Raw genomic sequence first — 18,903 nt, forward strand, 5'->3', positions numbered from 1 at the left:
ACCACCGCAGGACGCGGCGGTGGCGTATAAGCCGGTGCCGCTGCGGGCTGAAAAGTCACCACCTCGGTGCGACGCGGTTCGGCTTCACGCACCACTGCAGGACGCGGCGGCGGCGTATAGGCCGTCGGCGCTGCCGGCTGGAAGGTCACCACCTCAGTACGACGCGGCTCGGCTTCGCGTACCGCCGCAGGACGCGGCGGCGTATAGGCCGTTGCCACTGCGGGCTGGAACGTCACCACCTCAGTGCGACGTGGTTCGACTTGCCGTACCGCCGGACGCACGGCGGGACGCAGATCCTTCCCGGGTGCCGCCGCCAGAAACGCGAGGAATTCATCGGCCTGAGCCGAAGCGCTGTGCAACCCCACCGACAGGCTCCAGACCAGTGTGGCCAGCAGGCTCAGGCGAAACGCCGGCGCAGCCGTGCCCTGTGCCGACGGCTTCGGCCGTCGGTCATGTGTGTAAGTCATGATCATCTCTCCCGGAAGGCTTCGCGCGCCTTGAGCACGGGCTTGAGCAGGTAATTGAGGATGGTCTTTTCACCGGTACGGATTTCCACCGATGCCACCATCCCCGGAATGATCGGCAGCGACTTGCCGCCCGCCGTCAACTCACTGCTGTCGGTCAACACCAGCACGCGGTAGTAGGTGTCATCCGGGCGACCCGACGCCGCTTTCTGGTCGTCCTTGAGGGTGTCCGGGCTGATGTGTTCCACCCGGCCCTTGAGGCCGCCATAAATCGCGTAGTCGTACGCGGTGATCTTCACGGTCGCCGCCAGGCCTGGGCGCAGGAAGGCCACGTCCGAAGGGCGGATCTTGCCTTCCACCAGCAGTTGTTCTTCCAGGGGCACGATCTCGAGGATGTGCTCACCCGGCTGGATCACCCCGCCAATGGTGCTGACGCGCACGTTTTTCACGGTGCCGCGCACGGGGGCGGTGATGGTGGTGCGGTCGTGCACATCCGCGCGGCCAATCAGGTTTTCGCTGATCTGCGACAGTTCCAGCTCCAGCTTGGAAAGCTCGGAGTTGGCGTCTGCCTGGAACTTGTTGGTGCGCTCGACGATTTGCGACTTGATGTCGTTGGCCGAACGGCGGATACGCAACAGCTCCACTTCCGACATCAGGCCCTTGGCCGCCAGCGGCTCGGCCAGGCGCACCTCACGGGTCGATAACTGATAGCTGCGCTCCAGGGCACTGATGCTGTCGTTGAGCGCGCGTTTGCGCGACTCGTAGGCACGGGTCTCCTGGGCCACCACGTCCTTGTCCTGCTTGACCTGGTCGTCGAATTGCAACGGCTGGTTATACGCCTCGGAACGCAGACGGCTGATCGACGCCTTGAGGCCGATCACCTTGGACAGCACCTCGCGGTAGCTGGACTCGGCACGGGTCGGGTCGATGCGCAACAGCACATCGCCCTTCTCGACGATGGCGCCTTCGCGCACATTCATGTCCAGCAGAATCCCGCCTTCCAGGCTCTGGATCACCTGCTCGCGGCTCATGGAAATAATCTTCGCTTCGCCCAGGGTGATTTCCTCGACGCGGGCGAAATACGCCCACACCACGCCGATCACCAACACGGCAGCGATGAGGTACAACACCAGCTTGGAACCCGGCGTGGTCTGGGACAGCAACGACTCTTGTACATCGTTCATGAACGCGGCGTCGCCGGGCTCAAGGTTGGCCTTGGGTTTGCGGCCGAAAAGTGTGCGGATCACGGGGCTACCTCTCCTGTCGCGGGGCCTGAAGCAGGGGAAGCCGCGGATCGTGTTGCGTGGTTCGGTGACGCTTGAGCACGGGGGCTTACGCTAAATGAAGGGGCCGCTTTGGCTGACGTCGGCGCTTGCACCGGACGAACCGGAGCCGGGGCCGGACGTGCCCTGGCCGGCGCAGCCTTGGCAGGTGCAGCCTCAGCCGTTTGCATCGCTTGGGGGTCGGCCTTGCTGGTCAACGCCTCAAGAATCTGTGCTTTCGGGCCATCGGCCACGACCTTGCCGTCGTCGACCACCACGATGCGATCCACCAGCGCCAGCAACGAGGGGCGATGGGTCACCACCACCATGGCCTGGCCTTCGGTGGCACGCTTGAGGTGGTCCAGGAACGCCATCTCGGTCTGGGTATCCATCGCGCTGGTCGGCTCGTCGAGCAGCAGCATTTTCGGCCGCGCCAACAGGCTGCGTGCCAGGGACACCAACTGCCGTTGACCGCCCGACAAGCCCTCGCCCATTTCGCCAATCGGCAAGTTGATGCCCTTGGGGTGCTTGGCGGCGATATGGTCCAGGCCGGTCAGGCGCAGCACCCGCAGGAACTCCTCGACCGTGGCATCCGGGCGGCCGAGCATCACGTTTTCACGCAGCGAGCCGTAGAACAGGCGTGCATCCTGGCCGACATAACCCACCGCCTTGCGCCAGTCGGCCGGGTCGATCTGGTTGACGTCCAGGCCATCGGTGAACATCTGCCCTTCCACCGGTGCGTACAGCCGGCCCATCACGCGCAACAGCGTGGACTTGCCACTGCCGATACGGCCGAGGATCGCCACCCGCTCGCCGGGGGCGACGGTCAGGTTGATGCCTTGCAGCACCGGTGGGTTGGGCTGCATCGGCGGTGCCGGGTACGAAAAGCCGACGTTCTTGAGGGTCAACTGGCCCGACAGCGGGGGCTTGGACAGGTACTGGCCTTTAGGGTCGCGGTCCACCGGCATGGCCATCAGGCCGTTGAGCGAACCGAGCGCGGCCTTGGCTTGCTGGAAGCGTACCGCCAAGCCGATCACCTGGCCCAACGGCCCGGTGGCGCGGCCGGCGAGCATCACGGTGGCGATCAGGCCGCCCATGCTGAGGTCACCGGCGTCGATCAGGTACACGCCGATGATGATCAGCACCACGGTCTGGATCTGTTGCAGGAACGCCACCACGCCGGTCGCCAGGCTCGACAGCGAACGGGACTTCATGGACGTGGCCGCCGACAGCGCGCTGAAGTTTTCCCAGCGACGCTGCATGTAGGCTTCGCCGCCCACGGCCTTGAGGGTTTCCAGGCCTTCGACCGACTCCACCAGCACGCCTTGCTTGAGCGCGCCTTCGCGCATGTTTTCTTTCATGGTGCGCGCCAGTGGCCATTGGATGATCACACTGATGATCAAGATCAGCGGAATCAGCAACAACGGCACCCAGCCCAGCGGGCCGCCCACCACAAAGATCACGCCGACGAACATCAGCACGAACGGCAGGTCGGTGAGCGCCGCCAGCGTGGCCGAGGTGGCGAAGTCGCGCACCGATTCGAACTCGCGCAACTGGTTGGCAAACGAGCCGGACGAGGCCGGTTTGTTTTCCATGCGAATCGACAGCGCCTGGCGGAACAGCATGGTGCCCAGCACCAGGTCGGCTTTCTTGCCGGCCACGTCGAGCAAGTGCGCCCGCACATACCGTGCAATCGCTTCGAAGATCATGGCGATAGAGACGCCGATGCCCAGCGACCACAACGTGACAAACGCCTGGTTCGGTACCACGCGGTCGTACACGTTCATGGTGAAGAAAATGGTGGCCAGGCCCAGCACGTTGATCAGCACCGCGCCAATGGCCGCACTGCGGTAGTAGCTGCGATAACGCCACAGGGTGCTGAGCAACCAGTGGCCGGCCGGGCGCGGGGTTTCATCGCCGGCGCGCAGGTCGACCTTGGCGCGGGGCTTGACCAGAATCGCGTGGCCGGCGTACATCGCATCGAGGCCAGCCTGGTCCAGCTCGACCGGCTCGAGGCTGACTTCCGGCAGGATCACCTGGTAGTAGCAGGCGCGCTTGCCTTCGGCGTCGTCGCGCAATGTGCGGCCGAGCAAAATGCAGCCGCCCTGCTCCTTGCGCAGCAATACGATCGGCACCAGTTGCTGGGGCAACGCTTGGGCGCGGCGCTCCACCAACCCGGCACTCAGGCCGGCGGCAGACAACGCGGCCAGCGCCAGCGACGGCGCCAGCATGCCACCCTTGGGTAGGCCAGCGGTCAGCGCTTCAGGGCTTTTGCCCACGCCGTAGTGATCGCAGATCCACGACACGCTGTCGAGCAGCGTGTCCTGGACCGTCGTTTGGGTGGCGGGCAACACGGGGGGCTGCTCGCTTGGGCCAACAGGCGCGTCTGTAGTCATCACAAGAGTCCTGGGCCGCCGGTGGCGACCGCATTGAAAATGGATGTCTCAAGGCTGGCCCTGTCGAGCAGGCCGGCCTTGGAAACCGTTAGGAGAATTCTGACGAGACGGCCTGCCTCTAAGAATAAGACCTGTCCCAAAAGGGCTGACCCCACCGCCCTTGCGGGCAGGTGCACGCCCCACTGACAGCACGTCTCACGGACGGCCCAGCTCCACCTTCACCACCACACGCCGGTTCGGCGCATAGCAGGCAATTTGCTGCGCACGGCTGCCGTAGCAGCTGAACACCGCCGGCTCGCGGTTGCCGGCGCTGGAGGCGCTGATGATGGATTCCGGGATGCCTTTGTTGATCAACAGCTGGCGCAGTGTGTCGGCACGCTGCTGGCCCAGTTGCTGGTTTTTGGCTTCGTCGCCGATCGGGTCGGTATGGCCGATCACCTGCACACTCTTGACCTGTGCATCGTCGTCATGCAGGTCGTTGATCAAGCGCGCAATGGCCTGGTGCCCGGCTTTGGAAATATCCCCCGAGCCGGCTTTGCCAAACGCAAACAGCACGTCACTGGCCAGCTCGTAGTGCTTGAAGCGCGATTCGTCCACCAGGTAGTCGTAATGCCGGCACGCTTCGACCGACGCCGCGCGGGACACGGCGTGCACCTGGGTGCGCGAGGTGGTCAGTTCGGCCTCGGCCGCATCGCGGGCCACCGGCAGCGGGAAGGTGTTGCCGTCTTCGCGTACACGCAGGTAATAGGTCTTGCCGCCTTGCAGCGTGGCCTGGTACAGGTCGCTGTGCTTGCCTTTATAGGTCGGCATATCGTCCAGGTAAGCGCCCAGGGTATGGGTGCCCGGTGCCACGCAAAACGTGGTGTGGCCGCCCGGCAGCAGGCCGGCGTGGAACTCACGGTCGACGTACACATGGGCCGCGCCTTTGCGCTGCACCCCGCCCAGCGCGCGGTAATACACGACCTGGGCCTGGTCTTCGCCGATGGCCGCCACCGGCTCGTAGGTGGCATCGAACACTTTGCCGGCCACGGGTGCCGGCACATTGGCCAAGGCCTGGAAATTGAACAAGGCTGCGCCGATCAGCACGGCAGCTCGGTTCCTGTTAAGTAAAAACATGGGCGTCACTCCGCCGTGGCCACCAGCGAACCGGTGACGGTTTATTGAGTCGAGAAAAAGGCCGCAAACGCACAGCGCTTGCGGCAAAGAACGGGAAGCCCGAAGGCCTCCCGGGGCGGTTTTAGCGTGAGGGCGTTACTGGCCGCTCACGTCCACGCGGACCACGACGCGACGGTTTGGCGCGTTGCACGCCACTTGCTCGGCCTTGCTGCCGTAGCATTCGTCGGTCACGGGCTCACTGCTGCCGGCGCTGCGCGCAATCACGGCGGTGGACGGAATGCCACCGTCGATCAGCAGGCGGCGTACGGTTTGCGCACGCTTGAGGCCCAGGGTCTGGTTGGCCTGGTAGGAACCGATCGGGTCGGTATGGCCCACTACAACCACGCGGTCGAGCTTGGCGTGTTCGCGATTGAGTTGGGTGACCAACTCCAGGATCGCCACACGGCCACGGCTGCTGATGTCCTGGTAGCCCGACTTGCCGAAGGCAAACAGTACGTCGCCGGACAAGGCGTAGTCCTTGAAGGCCTCGGCCGGTTTGTCGACGAAGTTGCACTGCTGCACCTTCGAAGCACGGGACAGCGCCTGCACCTGGGCACGGCTGCCGGCCAGCTCGCGCTCGGCGTCGGCACGGGTCACGGCCAATGGCGCGCCGTTACCGTTTTCACGAACCTTGAGGAAGTAGGTCTTGCCGCCTTCCAGCTTGGCCGAGTACAAGTCGGTGGTTTTGCCACGGTAGCTCGGGGCATCACCGATGTAGGCACCCAGGGTACGGCTGCCCGGCTCCACGCAGAAGGCGGTGTAGCCGCCTGGCAGCAGGCTGGTGTGGAACTCGCGGTCAACGTAAACGTTGGCCGAACCGCGTTGCTGGCCATCGGTGCCACGGTAGTAAATCACCTGGGCCTGACCGTCGGAGACCGGGGCCACCGGCTGGTAACCATTGCCGAACGACTGGATGTCCGCCGACCGGTAGGTGTATTGCTGTTCTGCGTGAGCCAATGGCATCGCGCAGACGGCCGCCGCGAACAGCGCAGCGGTAAGGGTGTTGTTGCGTGTAAACATGATCAAAACTCCGCACGGGTGCCGCTGGGCACCCGGGCTAAAAAAGTAAAAGACAATTGAAGAGCGGCAGTCACCTGCCTGGATCAACCTGGGCACCCGAGCCCCGGGACAATCCCCGGGGCCGGGTGGGCCGGCTTACACCAGGTTGGTGGTGACGCCGTCTTGAACCAGCAGTTGTGCGTCCTGGGACGAGTGTTGGTAGACGTTGTAAACCACGCCCGCCACCGTCGCGGTGCCCGCACTGGCCCAATCACCCGGATCGGTGCCGTCTGGCAGCAGATCCGCGAGGTTGACCACATCGCCGGCATTGCCCTTGATCATCATCTGCGTGCTGTCATCACCGGTGAACAGACTGTTGCCACCCTGTGCCAGGACATCGCTCAGCGACAGGTTCAACACGTTGTCGCCGGTGCCGGTGATGTCGATGACTTCCATCGACGTCACTTGGCCTTCGGCCAGGGCGGTCAGGTCAAGGACCTGGTTCGCGCCGGTGAGGGTCAGCGTGTCGATGGCGTCGGTGCCTTCGGCTTCGACGGTGCGCTCTTCGCCTTCGGCCACTTCGATGAGTTGGTCGGCGGCGGAGAGGTCGTCGTTGAGGTCGCTCAAAGAAACGTTATCTTCCGGAACGTTTTTTTCATCGCCAAAAATTATATTATCAATACTCATTATAATATTTTGACCAACCGGAGGCTGTAACTGAACCACTTCAAAACTCGAGAAGATTTGCCCATCGGGGATCTTGATAGTTGTAAGGTTATTCGTTTCTCCAGCTCGAATATCATAGGTATGAACTACCTCACCATTCTCACCAAAGAAAACAATTTTCCCTACAATAGTGCCGTTAGGCCTATCGGTATTAACACCAATCTCGAGGGAAAGTTGACTAGCCGAAACCCCCTTCATATCAAAAACAGCTTTTTGCTCGGCATAACCGATTCCGTTCCCCCCAAAATCCCCGCTCTGAAAAACCAGGGCACTACCGCCAGACAACTTGTTAACAACGCTCGAACTACCCGAGGTCACTACTCGAGTCACAGTTAGGCTGCCTATGTCATGCGTTACGCCATCTACAAGGAGCGAATAAGGACCAAAACTACTTACAACAGAAAAATCGTTGGCACTAGTGACAATATTGTCCACATGCATTTGAATATGGTGACCAGAAGGGGGCTGCAACTGAACCAATTCAAAACTCGAGAACATCTGCCCGCCGGGAACTTGAATATTTTTAAAGTTATCCACCTCCCCAGTGCGAATGTCATAAGTGTGAACTACCCCACCACCCTCATCAAAGAAAACAATTTTCCCTACAATAGTACCGTCAGGCCTACTGGAATTCATGGCTATTGTAAGGGAAAGTTTATTAGCCGACTCGCCTTTCAGATCAAAAACCGCCTTTTGTTCAGCATAACTGATTCCGTTCCCCCCAAAATCCCCGCTCTGAAAAGCCAGGTAATCACCGCCAGTCAACTTGCTAATAGCGCTCGAACTACCCGAGGTCACTACTCGAGTCAAACTCATAGGGCCAAGGTCAATAGTTACACCATCACCTATAAGGGCATATGCTCCAAAAGAGTCCACCACAACCGGCCGATGGAAAACACTCACCAAATCAAAATCAAACAACGCACTTTGCGGCCCGGTATTACCCGCCGCATCCGTTGCAGTGGCGGTCAAGCTATACGCCCCCAACTCCAAAGGATCCGCAGGCTCGAGCGACCAATTACCGGACGCGTCGGCCTGGACCGAATCCAGCAGTTGACCATTGGCATAGACGGTCACGATGGCGCCCGGTTCGGTCGTACCGTTGATCACCGGCGAACGGTCATCGGTTTCACCGCCATTGGCGATGGTTTCTGGCAGTGTCGGGGTACCGGTGCCTACGTCATCGCTCAGAGAAGTGATGACAGCCACTGGGCCAACGGTGTCGACAATCACAACCCATGGTGCAGACGGCGCACTGGGGTTGCCGGCCTGGTCACGGGTGATCACGGTCAGCGAGTGGGAGCCATCGTTGAGGGAGGGCGAAGGGGTGAAGCTCCAACGCCCATTCTCATCGACCTTCTCAATCCCGAGCAGCTCGCCATTGTCGTAGATTTCGACCGTATCACCGGGTTCCAGGCCCTCACCGCTGAGGGTCGGGGTGTTGTCGTCGGTGGTCTGGCCACTTCCGATCGGGCCCTGGATCGTGCCTACGTCGTCTGTCACCGCGCCAATCGCCGGAGCAGACGGCGCCGTGGTGTCGACGATGACGGTGAAGGCCGGCGTCGGTGCACTTTCGCCGCTCGCCGGGGTGGTGATAGTGGCCGTCAGGTTGTGAGTGCCAGGGGCCAGCTCGGGCATCGTGAAACTCCACGCACCGGTCACTGGGTCGGCCACAACGGAATCCACCAAGGTGGTGCCGTTGTAGATGTTGACGGTCGCACCCGGAGTGGCCTGGCCATTCAGGGTCGGGGTGGTGTCATCGGTGGATTCACCGCTTTCCAGCGGACCTTTGTAGAAGCCAGCGTCGTCGACCACGGAGGTGATGGAGATCTCCACGGCCGTGGCATCCACGATGAACGTCATCGCCGGGCCCATCGGGCCAACGTTACCAGCGGCATCTACCGCCTGGGCAGTCAGCGAGTGCGGGCCGTTCTCCAGGGCTATGGTCGGGGTGAAGCTCCAGTTGCCGTCGCTGTCAGCGGTACGGCTGTCGAGCAGGGCGCCATTGTCATAGATCATGACCACGGAGCCAGGCTCCGCCATGCCTACGAACGTCGGGTTGGAGTCGTCGGTGGTTGCGCCGGACGGAATCGGGCCGGTCACGGCGCCAACGTCATCGATCAACTGCTGCTGAGTGGGAGCGGCCGGGGCGCTGGTGTCCACGATAATCGTGTAGACACCCGTGGCCGGGCTCAGGTTATCGGCAGGGCTTTTGGCCTGGGCGGTCAGGTTGTAAGTGCCGTCCACCAAAGCCGTTTCAGGGGTGAACTCCCACTGACCATTCTCTACTTTGGCAGTGCCCAGCAGCTGGTCACCGTTGTAGATCAAGATGGTATCGCCCGTTGTGCCGGTACCTGTGATGGTCGGCAGGTTATCGTCCGTCGTTGCATCTTTACTCACGTTGCCCTGGATGCTGCCTTGATCGTCCACCACACCGGTGATGGCAGGCGCGGACGGCGAGCCGCCAGTGACAATCTGCAGATCGAAGGCAGGGGTAGGCAGGCTGACGTTGCCGGCGCTATCGGTCGAGGTCACCGTGAACGAGTGCGGGCCGTTGCTCAATGGCAATTGCGGCGTGAAGCTCCAGCTACCATCGGCACCTGCCGTGACTTTGTCAAGGATGGCGCCGTTGTCGTAAATGGTCACCACGGAGCCAGGCTCGGCGGTGCCAGTCAGCTCCGGGCGGGCGTCATCGGTAACGTCACCTGGGTTCAGGTTGCCGGTGGAGTCACCTTCGTTATCGATGACCGCACCGAGGGTCGGGGTAACCGGTGCCTGGGTGTCGACGATAATGGTGATCGGATCGGAAGGCTCGCTTGGGTTGCCCGATGGGTCTTTGATCACGACCACGATTTCGTGGCTGCCTTCAGCCAGCTCTTTGCCAGTCTCCGGAGTGAATTCCCACTTGCCGTCGTCGCCCACAACCACGCTACCGATTGGCTCGCCGTTGTCGATGATGACCACGGTATCACCCGGCGTTGCGCCGCCACCGCTGAAGGTTGGGGTTTTGTCGTCGGTGCTGTCGCCGTCGCCGATGCTGCCTTGGACAGGGCCGACGTTGTCGAAGATGTCGTCAATGCCGCCCTTGCCCGGGCCTGGTTTTTCAGGTGCGGTGATGTCGATGACGATAGGGAACGGCAGCGAAGGCACGCTGATGTTGCCGGCAGCGTCTTCAGCGGCGATGGTGAACTCGTGGGCGCCCTCGGCCAGTTCAGTTTTCGGGGTGAACTCCCAGTTGCCGTGTTCGTCTGCGAGGGCGGTGCCGATGGGTTCGCCGTTGTCGTAGATGTGCACGATGGCGCCCGCTTCAGCGGTGCCTTTGAGCGTCGGGGTGGTGTCGTTGGTGCTGTCGCCGCTGGCCAGCAGGCCCTCGTTTGGCGCGGTGTCGTCGTACACGCTGTCGATGAGCGGGGCAGCGGGTGCGACGGTGTCGACGATGATGATGTGGCCAGGCGAAGGCTCGCCTTTGTTACCGCCAGCATCAACCGGAACGATCACGATGTTGTGGGAGCCGTCAGCCAGACCTGGCTCTGCAGGGGTGAACTCCCACTTGCCGTCGTCGCCCACCGGCGCGGTGCCGATGACTTTGCCGTTGTCTACGATTTCTACAGTGGTACCCGGCCTGCCGATACCGGTGAAGGTTGGGGTTTTGTCGTCGGTGGATTCGCCTGGGCCGATCAGGCCTTGTTTGTCGCCCACGTCATCGGTGACGCTACCCAGCGAGCCTTTGTCGCCGTTACCGCCGCCAACCGGGGTGGTTGGGTCGTTGTTGTCGTCTTTGTTACGCGTGGCGGCATATACGCCACCGAGCAGGCCCAGTGCGCCCAGGCCCAGCAGTGCAGGCCAGAACCAGCCGATACCGGCGCCAGCGACCAGGCCATTGCCAAAACCGGCCAACGGTTGGGCGCCCAGCACTTGGGCCGACTCTGCGCCGTCGTACAGGAACGCAGCAGCGCCATCCTGGTCACCGTCAGAGGAGATGTATTCGTAGTAGGAACCGTCTTCGGCGAGGCCGACCAGTTGGCCGCCGCTGCCTTCGAAGTTTTCGATGATCAGTTGAGCCTGGTCCGGGTCAGTGCCTTCCAGGGCGATGTGCAGGTTTTTGCCCACACGCTTGATGGTGAGGTTTTCGGGCGCGAAGCCTTTTTCGCCTTCGCCAATGATGTACTTGCCACCCTGTACGGCCTTGATGCGTACAGGAAGACCCGTTTTGGCGGCACCGAGGTCCACCGTTTGGGTAATCGTCTTGCCGTCTACCACGGCGATATTCACAGAGTTAGCGTTCACGTTTTCTGCCTTTGAGTTAGTCAGGATTGCGTACACCGGTTTGTCCGGCATTCCTATCAACCAAGCCACTCCGTTAAGAGGAATCCTTGGATGTCGGAATTCTCCTCACTCGACGTAATAGGCAATATAAGAACTGTCTCAAAACCCCTCAGGCTTAACTATTTTTGTGTGCAATTACTGTGTTGACCGCGCATAAACAAAAACCCGCACGAGGCGGGTCTTCACGATAAAACGAATAACTAACATTGCCAGGGTCAGGCTGTCTTTGAGATTTGTCTCAAAGCCCTTTCATCGTTCGGTATTGGGACAGACGCTTGAACAGATCCATGTCACTGGTCACGCCCAACTTGCGGTACGCCGCCAACTTTTGCGTGCTGACGGTTTTAAGGCTGCGGTTGAACATTTCAGCGATTCGCGTCACGGTCAGCCCGCTGATGCACAGCCTCAACACTTCACGCTCGCGCAAAGACAGCGAAGCGTGGGACGCCAAGGCTTCTTCTGCGCCGGTGGCCTCCCACCAGGTCGACACGGTGTCATTCTCTTGCGCCACGACGATGCTGGAGCAGAGGTAGCGCTGGCCGCATGCCAGCATTTCGATTGCGCGGATAAACACGCCCAGGGGCTGGCGCTTGCAGACCACGCCTTGCACACCGGCGGCCAGCAGGAGCATGGCAACCCTGGGGTCGGCCTCGGGCACCACGACCAATACCCAAATATGCGGGAACTGCGCCCTCAAGGCCTTGATGAAGTCCTGCGCGGCACTGTGTTCCAATTCATTGTCCATGACCAACAGGTCCAAATGGCCCTGCTCGATCGCCTGCCAGGCACTGTCCGTGGTCTCGAACAGGCCTGTTACTTCAATACCGGTTTGATCAGCCAGGTGGTAACGCAACCCCTGACGGACCACCTCATGTTCATCCAGCACCCCCACTCTGATTAACCCAGACATCACACACCTCGTCTTCCCAGGAATTTAACCTGCATCCTTTTTCGCGCGGCCTAAACCATTTAACGCCGAATTGAATAATGGCTTCGCTGCTGTTAGCGAATACCCCGTATTAGAACTGTCGGGCGCAACACCCGTTAAAAGGTCACTTCACACCCAGGCTGCGAACCGGAATGTTCGATCGATAGAACCACAGTAAGGGCTGAGACAAAGAAAGGCTTTAAGAACTGTCTCAATAACCGAGACACACAACACCTCGGCCAAACTTAGTTAATTGAGACATTTCTTAAATCACTGAGGGGTGTGCGGCGGACACACTAAAAAGTACTCACGCCTGCCAACACAGTCCCCAGCGGGTTGATGTTGGCTTATTCGTCTTATTTGGAGCCTTACCATGTTTGCCTGCACGCCTGTGCGTTTCGCTCGTCCCTTGCAGCTGTTATGTGTACTGACCCTGGGTTCTGTTTCAGTGGCCGCCCACAGCAGCCCACTCACCCGAGACAATGGCGCGGCGGTGGGCGATAACCAGAACTCGCAAACGGCCGGAACCAACGGCCCGGTGCTGCTGCAAGACGTGCATCTGATCCAGAAGCTGCAGCGTTTTGATCGCGAGCGCATTCCGGAGCGCGTGGTGCATGCACGGGGCACAGGCGCCTACGGCGTGTTTACCGCCAGCGAAAACCTGGTAGACCTCACCAAGGCCGCGCTCTTTACCGCCGGCACCGTCACACCGGTGTTCGTGCGTTTTTCTTCCGTGGTGCACGGCACCCATTCACCCGAAACCCTGCGTGACCCACGAGGGTTTGCCACCAAGTTCTACACGGCCGAAGGCAACTGGGACCTGGTCGGCAATAACTTCCCGACGTTTTTCATCCGTGACGCGATCAAGTTCCCCGACATGGTCCACGCGTTCAAGCCCGACCCACGCACCAACCTGGGCAACGATGCGCGGCGCTTCGATTTCTTTTCCCACGTGCCGGAAGCCACCCGCACCCTGACCGAGCTGTATTCCAATGCCGGCACCCCGGCCAGTTACCGGGAAATGGATGGCAATGGCGTGCATGCCTATAAGTTCGTGAACGCCAAGGACGAGGTGAGCTACGTCAAGTTCCACTGGAAGAGCTTGCAAGGCGTGCGCAATTTCACCCCGGAAGAGGCCACCCGTGTGCAAGGCACCGACTTCAGCCACATGACCCTCGACCTGATCAAGCACATTGAAAAAGGCGAATTCCCGAAGTGGGACCTGTACATCCAGGTGCTCAAGCCCCAAGCGCTGGCCACGTTCGACTTCGACCCGCTGGACGCCACCAAGGTCTGGCCAGAAGTGCCCATGCGCAAGGTCGGCCAACTGGTGCTCAACCGCAACCCCGCCAACGTGTTCCAGGAAACCGAACAGGTGGCGATGGCCCCTTCGAACCTGATCCCCGGCATCGAGCCGTCGGAAGACCGCTTGCTGCAAGGGCGCTTGTTTTCTTACGCCGACACACAGATGCATCGCCTGGGGGCCAACGCCCTGCAACTGCCGATCAATGCCAGCAAAGCCCCTGTCGATAACGGCAATCAGGACGGCGCGATGAACACCGCCTCGACCCTCACCGGTGTCAATTACCAACCGAGCCGGCTGTTCCCGCGCGAGGAATCTTCCGCTGCACGTTACAGCATGCTCCTACTGACCGGCAGCACCCAGCAGGCCAAGATCCAGCGCGAGCAGAACTTCAAGCAGGCCGGTGATTTGTATCGCTCGTTCAACAGCAAGGCGCGCAAAGACCTGATCCACAGCTTCGGCACCTCCCTGGCGCAGGCCGACACCGTGAGCAAACACCACATCCTGTCGTTCCTCTACAAGGCCGACCCGGAATACGGCGCTGGCGTGACGGATGTGGCGAAAGGCGACCTGGAGCAAGTGAAAAAAATGGCGGCGCTGTTAAGCGACTGAGCCTTCCCTCGACGGCCGCTTCGGCCATCACCCCACAAGGCCTGCGCTCACTGCGCGGGCCGTTTTTTTTATCGCGACAAGGTGCAACGTGGATTTCAAATTCGATCAACTGATTCAACACAGCGAGGCTTGGTTACCCGTCATTCTGGAACACAGCCTGAACATTACCCTGGCCGGCCTCACCCTGGTGCTGGGTTGGTGGTTCATCAGCACGGTGACGCGGCGCATCGGTGAAGTGCTGGGCAAGCGCAGCGTCGACAAAACCTTGCAGGGTTTCGTCGGCAGCCTGGTCAAGATTGCCCTGAAGATCATGCTGGTGATCAGCGTGGCCTCGATGGTCGGCGTGCAGACCACCAGCTTTGTCGCCGCCCTGGGTGCGGCGGGCCTGGCGATTGGTCTGGCGTTGCAAGGCAGCCTGGCCAACTTTGCCGGTGGCGTGTTGATCCTGCTGTTTCGCCCGTTCAAGGTGGGCGACAAAATCGAAGTTCAGGGCGTGTATGGCACGGTCGATGCCATCCTGATTTTCCACACGGTGATTCTCAGCACCGACAACAAACGCATCGTCGTGCCCAATGGCGGTTTGTCCAATGGGGTGGTGGTGAACTTCTCCAGCGAAGCCACGCGCAAAGTGGTGTTCGACGTGGGCGTGGACTACACCGCCAACCTGGACACCGTGCGGCAGGTGCTGCTGGGCCTGTGCGACGACCCGCGCATTCATCGCGACCCCGAGCCGGTGGTGGTGGTGACCACGTTGGGCGACAGTGCGATCACCGTATCGCTGCGCGTGTGGACCGACAATGATGACTACTGGGACGTGCTGTACCGGCTCAACGAGAAAACCCGCTGTGCCTTGGCCAAACAGGGTATCGGCATTCCCTTCCCACAACGGGTGGTGACCTTGGTCCAGGGGTGATCCGGCCGGCACAAAAAAGCCCCGCGCTCTTGGCAGAGGCGGGGCTTTTTTGTTTAACGCGTGTTGATCAATGAAAGCGCTTGGCGGTCAGGTAGCTCTTGTTCCAATAGGTGTTGCTCAACGAGTCGATGCGGATGGTCTTGCCGGTCCTGGGCGAGTGAATAAAGCGATCGTTACCGATGTAGATCCCCACATGTTTAAGCTGCGCGGCCCCGTTATGTTTAAAGAACACGGCGTCGCCGACTTTCAATTGGTTGCGCGCCACGGTCTTGGCGTTCGACGCCAGCATCGTGGTGGTGGTACGCGGCAGCTTGATACCGGCCTCGGTGCGGAACAGGTACACCAGCAGCCCGCTGCAATCGAAGCCATCCTTGACTGTCTGGCCGCCCCAGCGGTAAGGCGTGCCGATCAGCTCGTGGGCCCGCTCCACCACGCCGTTGATCCTGGGGTTCGCCTGGGCGGCGAGGCTTGAGTCGTGGCGCATAAAGCTCACGTTCATCGCGTCGGCGCGGGAAATAGATGCGAATAAATACTCGAACAAACAAAAAACAGAACCTGCCACTAACGATAACTTGAACACGATAAACACCCTTGAATGTTTCTAAACCAGAAGAAACACAAGGGTATTTATAGGAACCCTCCCAAAATATGAGACTTGTCTCAGTAATCTTGGGAGCGCTCTTAGGCCGACAAACGGAAATTCCTACGCTTATCGGTAAGACAACGTCAGTGCATCAGCACAGCCGGATAGTCATGCAGCAACACCGAACCCTGCATGGCCGCCAGGGCGTCCTTCAAGGTGGATTGCTCCAACGCGTCCTTGGACTTTTTAACCTCCTTGGCTGCGTGTTCCAGCAACGCCAGGTAGTCGCGTTTGGACGAGCCATCTTTGGGCTCCACCGTGTCTGACACCAACTGGGCCATCTCGTACTTCTGGGTCCGGGTGTTCTGCACCGCCGACTGCGACACAGAAGCACTCGCCAGTTGGCCATCCTTATAGGAGAAGCTCGCGGTGCTGCTGGCCTTGTCCTGCACGTGCACATACAGGTAGTTCTGCGATTTGCGGGTATCATCCAACACCGGTGGCTCGCCACCGCCGAGGCTTTTGTGGAAGTTTGCCGACAGCACCGACTGCTGGTTCTGGGTCACGCTGCGGTCCGCGCTGCTGCGGCCATTGACCTCGGTCTTCTGCGACACGGTGTAGGAGAAGCTGTCGACTTCCTTAGGACGCATCGGGTTGGACGCACCGACGGCCTGCTTGATCGAGGCCTTGAAGTCCGCCAGCCCCGTCAGCAAACCTTTGTCGGTCGGGTTGTTGCTCAAGGCATTCGGTGCGCCAACCGTTTGGGGATGGTTGCTGTTCATGGCACTGAACGCGTCCTTGAACATCGCCATCAAGTCAGCATTGGCGCTACCGCGCTCCTGCACCCGGTCGAACTGGGCGAGGTAGGTTTTCAGCGCGTTGGCTTGCTGTTTGGCGTCACCCTGTATTGCGGTGTTTTTCAGGTCCACGGCCAAGTCGATGTCACCGGCCGGGCCACTCATGCGTGTGGTGCGGGTTTGGCTGTCGGCGTGGAACGCCAGGCTCAGGTCCTCGTCCGCCTGGTTTTTGAGCTTGGCGTTGAGGTCCACCGACTTCAGCACGTGGGTGTCGAACTGGGTCAGTTTGCTCAGGTCGAGTTTCGGCGGTACGGCGGTCAAGCCATCGACCGACGCCTGAAACGCCGCCCCCAATTGGCCGACGGCTTTGAGTTCATCCGCGGTCAAATCGCCGCCGTCGACGGTGGCCTGCACGCCCAAGCCGTGTTTCTGACTGAACAGGCTGAACGTCACCGTCTTGCCGCTGGCGGTCTTGATGCTGAGGCTGACCTGGTTGTCGGCCTTGCTGTGCAACACCGCCTGGTCGGCCTTGATCCCGCCCGTATCACCGGCACGCTCTGCCGTGGTGTTGAGCACCGATTGTGAAATCCCCGCCCCGCCGCCCCCGATGAACTGATCCACCAACGCAGCACCGAGGCCGCTGTAACGGCTGGCCGTGGAAATTGAACCGAAGCGTTGGCTGATCAACTGGGTGACGGCGTCCTGATTATCGTTTTCCCAGGCCCACACGGTCTCGCGGCCGGGGAGCTGCCCGTTTTTGGAATAGAGATCGATAACGTCGGCCACGGGATTTCCGAGGCTGACCACGGAAGAGGGCCTGGTCGGCGAGACGTCGAGGGTGTTGGCCAGTGCTGCCGGGGGTGAGGTCGTGGCGGCGCGAAGAATGAGGGGATTGGTCGCGATGATCGGCGTTAGCGTAGTCATGACAGTCCGTGTCTTAAAAGCTGATTAGCCTTCAATCTAACCAAGACACGCCGCGATTGACAGCATTGAGATCAAAATTTACGGCAAAGGGCCACGTCAAAAAACCGGCCCTTTGCCATTATCTTCAGGTCAGAAGCGGTAAGTCACCGAACCACCAAAACCATTGGCGCTGTTTTCGTACTTGGCGTCGTAGGTCAGGGCCAACTGAGGGTTGTTGTCGCGCACCTTGATCGGCTCTTCCTTCAGGTAGGAATAGGCCACGTCGAAGGTCAGGTTATCCACAGGGGTCCAGCCGGCACCAAGGCTGAACACGGTGCGGTCGCCCGTCGGAATACGCACGGAGCGGTCGGTGTTGTTGGTTGGGGTCTGGTCCACCGAGAAGCCGGTACGCAGCACCAATTGCTTGTTGAGCTGATACGACAGGCCGATCGCATGGGACCAGGTGTCGTGCCAGTGCTGCTCTTCGGTGATGGAGTCCAGGCCGGCCAGTTGCGCAGTGAGGTCGGACACGCCGGTGTTGTTGACCGTGATCTTCTTCAACTGGCTCCAGCGGGTGTAGGTACTGCCCACGTAGAGGGTCAGGTCATCGGTCAATTGGTGGGTGACCGAGAAGTCCACAGACGATGGGGTGGTGACGTCCAGCTTGGCGTCATACTTCTGCGGCCCGCCGTCCAGCAGGTCGGTCAGCACGCCCGAGGCGTTGGTGTGACCGCTCAGGTGGTAGACCACTTGCGAGTGGTACGTGACGCCGATGCGGGTGCTGTCCAGGGCCTGCACCAGGATACCGGCGTTGAAGCCCGTGGCGGTGTCATCCCCTTTGATCTTGGCGGTTTCGGTGCCCAGGCCAAACGCCGGGACCTTGGAATCCAGCTCGCCGCTGATTTTGTTGAAGGTAGGGCCGAAACCGACCGAGACCTTGTCGTTGAACGCGTAGCTGACGGTCGGCTGCACGGTGATGACCTGAACCTTGCTCTTGTTGCCAAAGCCGTTGCCCTGGAAGCTGTGTTCATAGTCGGTCACCAGGCCAAACGGAGCGTAGACCCCCAGGCCAAAGGCCCAGTGCTCATCGATCGGCGTGACCAGGTAGCCCATCGGCACGGCAATGCCGGGGACCATGTCGCCTTTGTTGGTGCCCGGGTTGTCGGCGCCGCCTTGGGAAGAGCTGGCGTCCTTGATGTTGGATTTGGCATCGAGGTAGGTCGCGCCGATGCTCACTTCATTCTGTTTGATGCGGGACATGCCGGCCGGGTTGCCGAACACCGTGCTGGCGTCGTCGGCCGAGGAAGAGCGACCGGCGTAGCCCGTACCCATTGAACTGATGCTTTGTTCATTGAGCGCGAAACCACCGGCGAGCAGGTGTGTGGAGGCAAGCGAAACGGCGAGCGCCAGGGCGCTTCTCAGAGTTTTTTTATTCATTATTAGGACTCGAATGATTGGGCAGCGATGAGGAAACTACCAACGATCGAGCGGGGCGATTATGAAGAGTTTTTCATGCTCAGGATTGTCGGACAATCC

Annotated in this window: 11 protein-coding genes and 1 pseudogene; 2 read left to right on the forward strand and 10 right to left on the reverse strand. The window is 60.6% G+C overall.

The features are described from left to right. From M2394_RS22315 to M2394_RS22345, 7 genes and pseudogenes are all read right to left on the reverse strand, one after another. Nucleotides 1–467 (reverse strand): annotated as a pseudogene (locus M2394_RS22315) (hypothetical protein); the annotation flags it as partial. Between the two features lie 2 nt (nt 468–469). Continuing rightward, nucleotides 470–1,711, reverse strand: a complete 1,242-nt coding sequence (locus tag M2394_RS22320) for an HlyD family type I secretion periplasmic adaptor subunit (RefSeq protein WP_259174627.1) — start codon at nt 1,709–1,711, stop codon at nt 470–472. Beyond that, on the reverse strand, nt 1,708–4,122 hold the full coding sequence (locus M2394_RS22325; protein ID WP_259174628.1) for a type I secretion system permease/ATPase: 2,415 nt from the start codon (nt 4,120–4,122) through the stop codon (nt 1,708–1,710). The genes M2394_RS22320 and M2394_RS22325 overlap by 4 nt, the downstream gene beginning before the upstream one ends. A gap of 195 nt (nt 4,123–4,317) precedes the next feature. Further along, nucleotides 4,318–5,238, reverse strand: coding sequence for an OmpA family protein (locus M2394_RS22330; protein WP_178921834.1), 921 nt, complete (start codon nt 5,236–5,238; stop codon nt 4,318–4,320). A 135-nt stretch (nt 5,239–5,373) separates the two neighbouring features. After that, nucleotides 5,374–6,297 (reverse strand): OmpA family protein, encoded by a 924-nt coding sequence (locus M2394_RS22335; RefSeq protein WP_259174630.1) that lies wholly within the window; start codon nt 6,295–6,297, stop codon nt 5,374–5,376. Nucleotides 6,298–6,432: 135 nt separating this feature from the next. Further along, nucleotides 6,433–11,340, reverse strand: a complete 4,908-nt coding sequence (locus tag M2394_RS22340; RefSeq protein ID WP_259174785.1) for an Ig-like domain-containing protein — start codon at nt 11,338–11,340, stop codon at nt 6,433–6,435. A 226-nt stretch (nt 11,341–11,566) separates the two neighbouring features. Beyond that, nucleotides 11,567–12,238, reverse strand: a complete 672-nt coding sequence (locus M2394_RS22345; RefSeq protein WP_259174631.1) for a response regulator transcription factor — start codon at nt 12,236–12,238, stop codon at nt 11,567–11,569. A gap of 391 nt (nt 12,239–12,629) precedes the next feature. Here M2394_RS22345 and M2394_RS22350 point away from each other — a divergent pair, with 391 nt between their 5' ends. Together M2394_RS22350 and M2394_RS22355 are read left to right on the forward strand one after the other, a co-directional pair. After that, the gene (locus tag M2394_RS22350) at nt 12,630–14,171 is read left to right on the forward strand and encodes a catalase (protein ID WP_259174632.1); all 1,542 of its coding nucleotides are present in this window, start codon (nt 12,630–12,632) and stop codon (nt 14,169–14,171) included. Between the two features lie 88 nt (nt 14,172–14,259). Next, complete coding sequence (locus M2394_RS22355; protein ID WP_178921824.1) at nt 14,260–15,084, forward strand: mechanosensitive ion channel family protein; 825 nt, start codon at nt 14,260–14,262, stop codon at nt 15,082–15,084. Between the two features lie 67 nt (nt 15,085–15,151). Here M2394_RS22355 and M2394_RS22360 read toward each other — a convergent pair whose 3' ends face one another. The 3 genes from M2394_RS22360 to M2394_RS22370 all read right to left on the reverse strand — a co-directional run bounded on the left by M2394_RS22360 (nt 15,152) and on the right by M2394_RS22370 (nt 18,804). Beyond that, complete coding sequence (locus M2394_RS22360) at nt 15,152–15,568, reverse strand: C40 family peptidase (RefSeq protein WP_259174633.1); 417 nt, start codon at nt 15,566–15,568, stop codon at nt 15,152–15,154. Between the two features lie 242 nt (nt 15,569–15,810). Continuing rightward, nucleotides 15,811–17,250 (reverse strand): lactate dehydrogenase, encoded by a 1,440-nt coding sequence (locus M2394_RS22365; protein ID WP_259174786.1) that lies wholly within the window; start codon nt 17,248–17,250, stop codon nt 15,811–15,813. A 267-nt stretch (nt 17,251–17,517) separates the two neighbouring features. Then, nucleotides 17,518–18,804, reverse strand: coding sequence for an OmpP1/FadL family transporter (locus M2394_RS22370; protein WP_259174634.1), 1,287 nt, complete (start codon nt 18,802–18,804; stop codon nt 17,518–17,520). Nucleotides 18,805–18,903: the final 99 nt, after the last annotated feature.

Origin of the sequence: Pseudomonas sp. BIGb0164 (assembly GCF_024810135.1) — a bacterium.
Lineage (GTDB): Bacteria > Pseudomonadota > Gammaproteobacteria > Pseudomonadales > Pseudomonadaceae > Aquipseudomonas.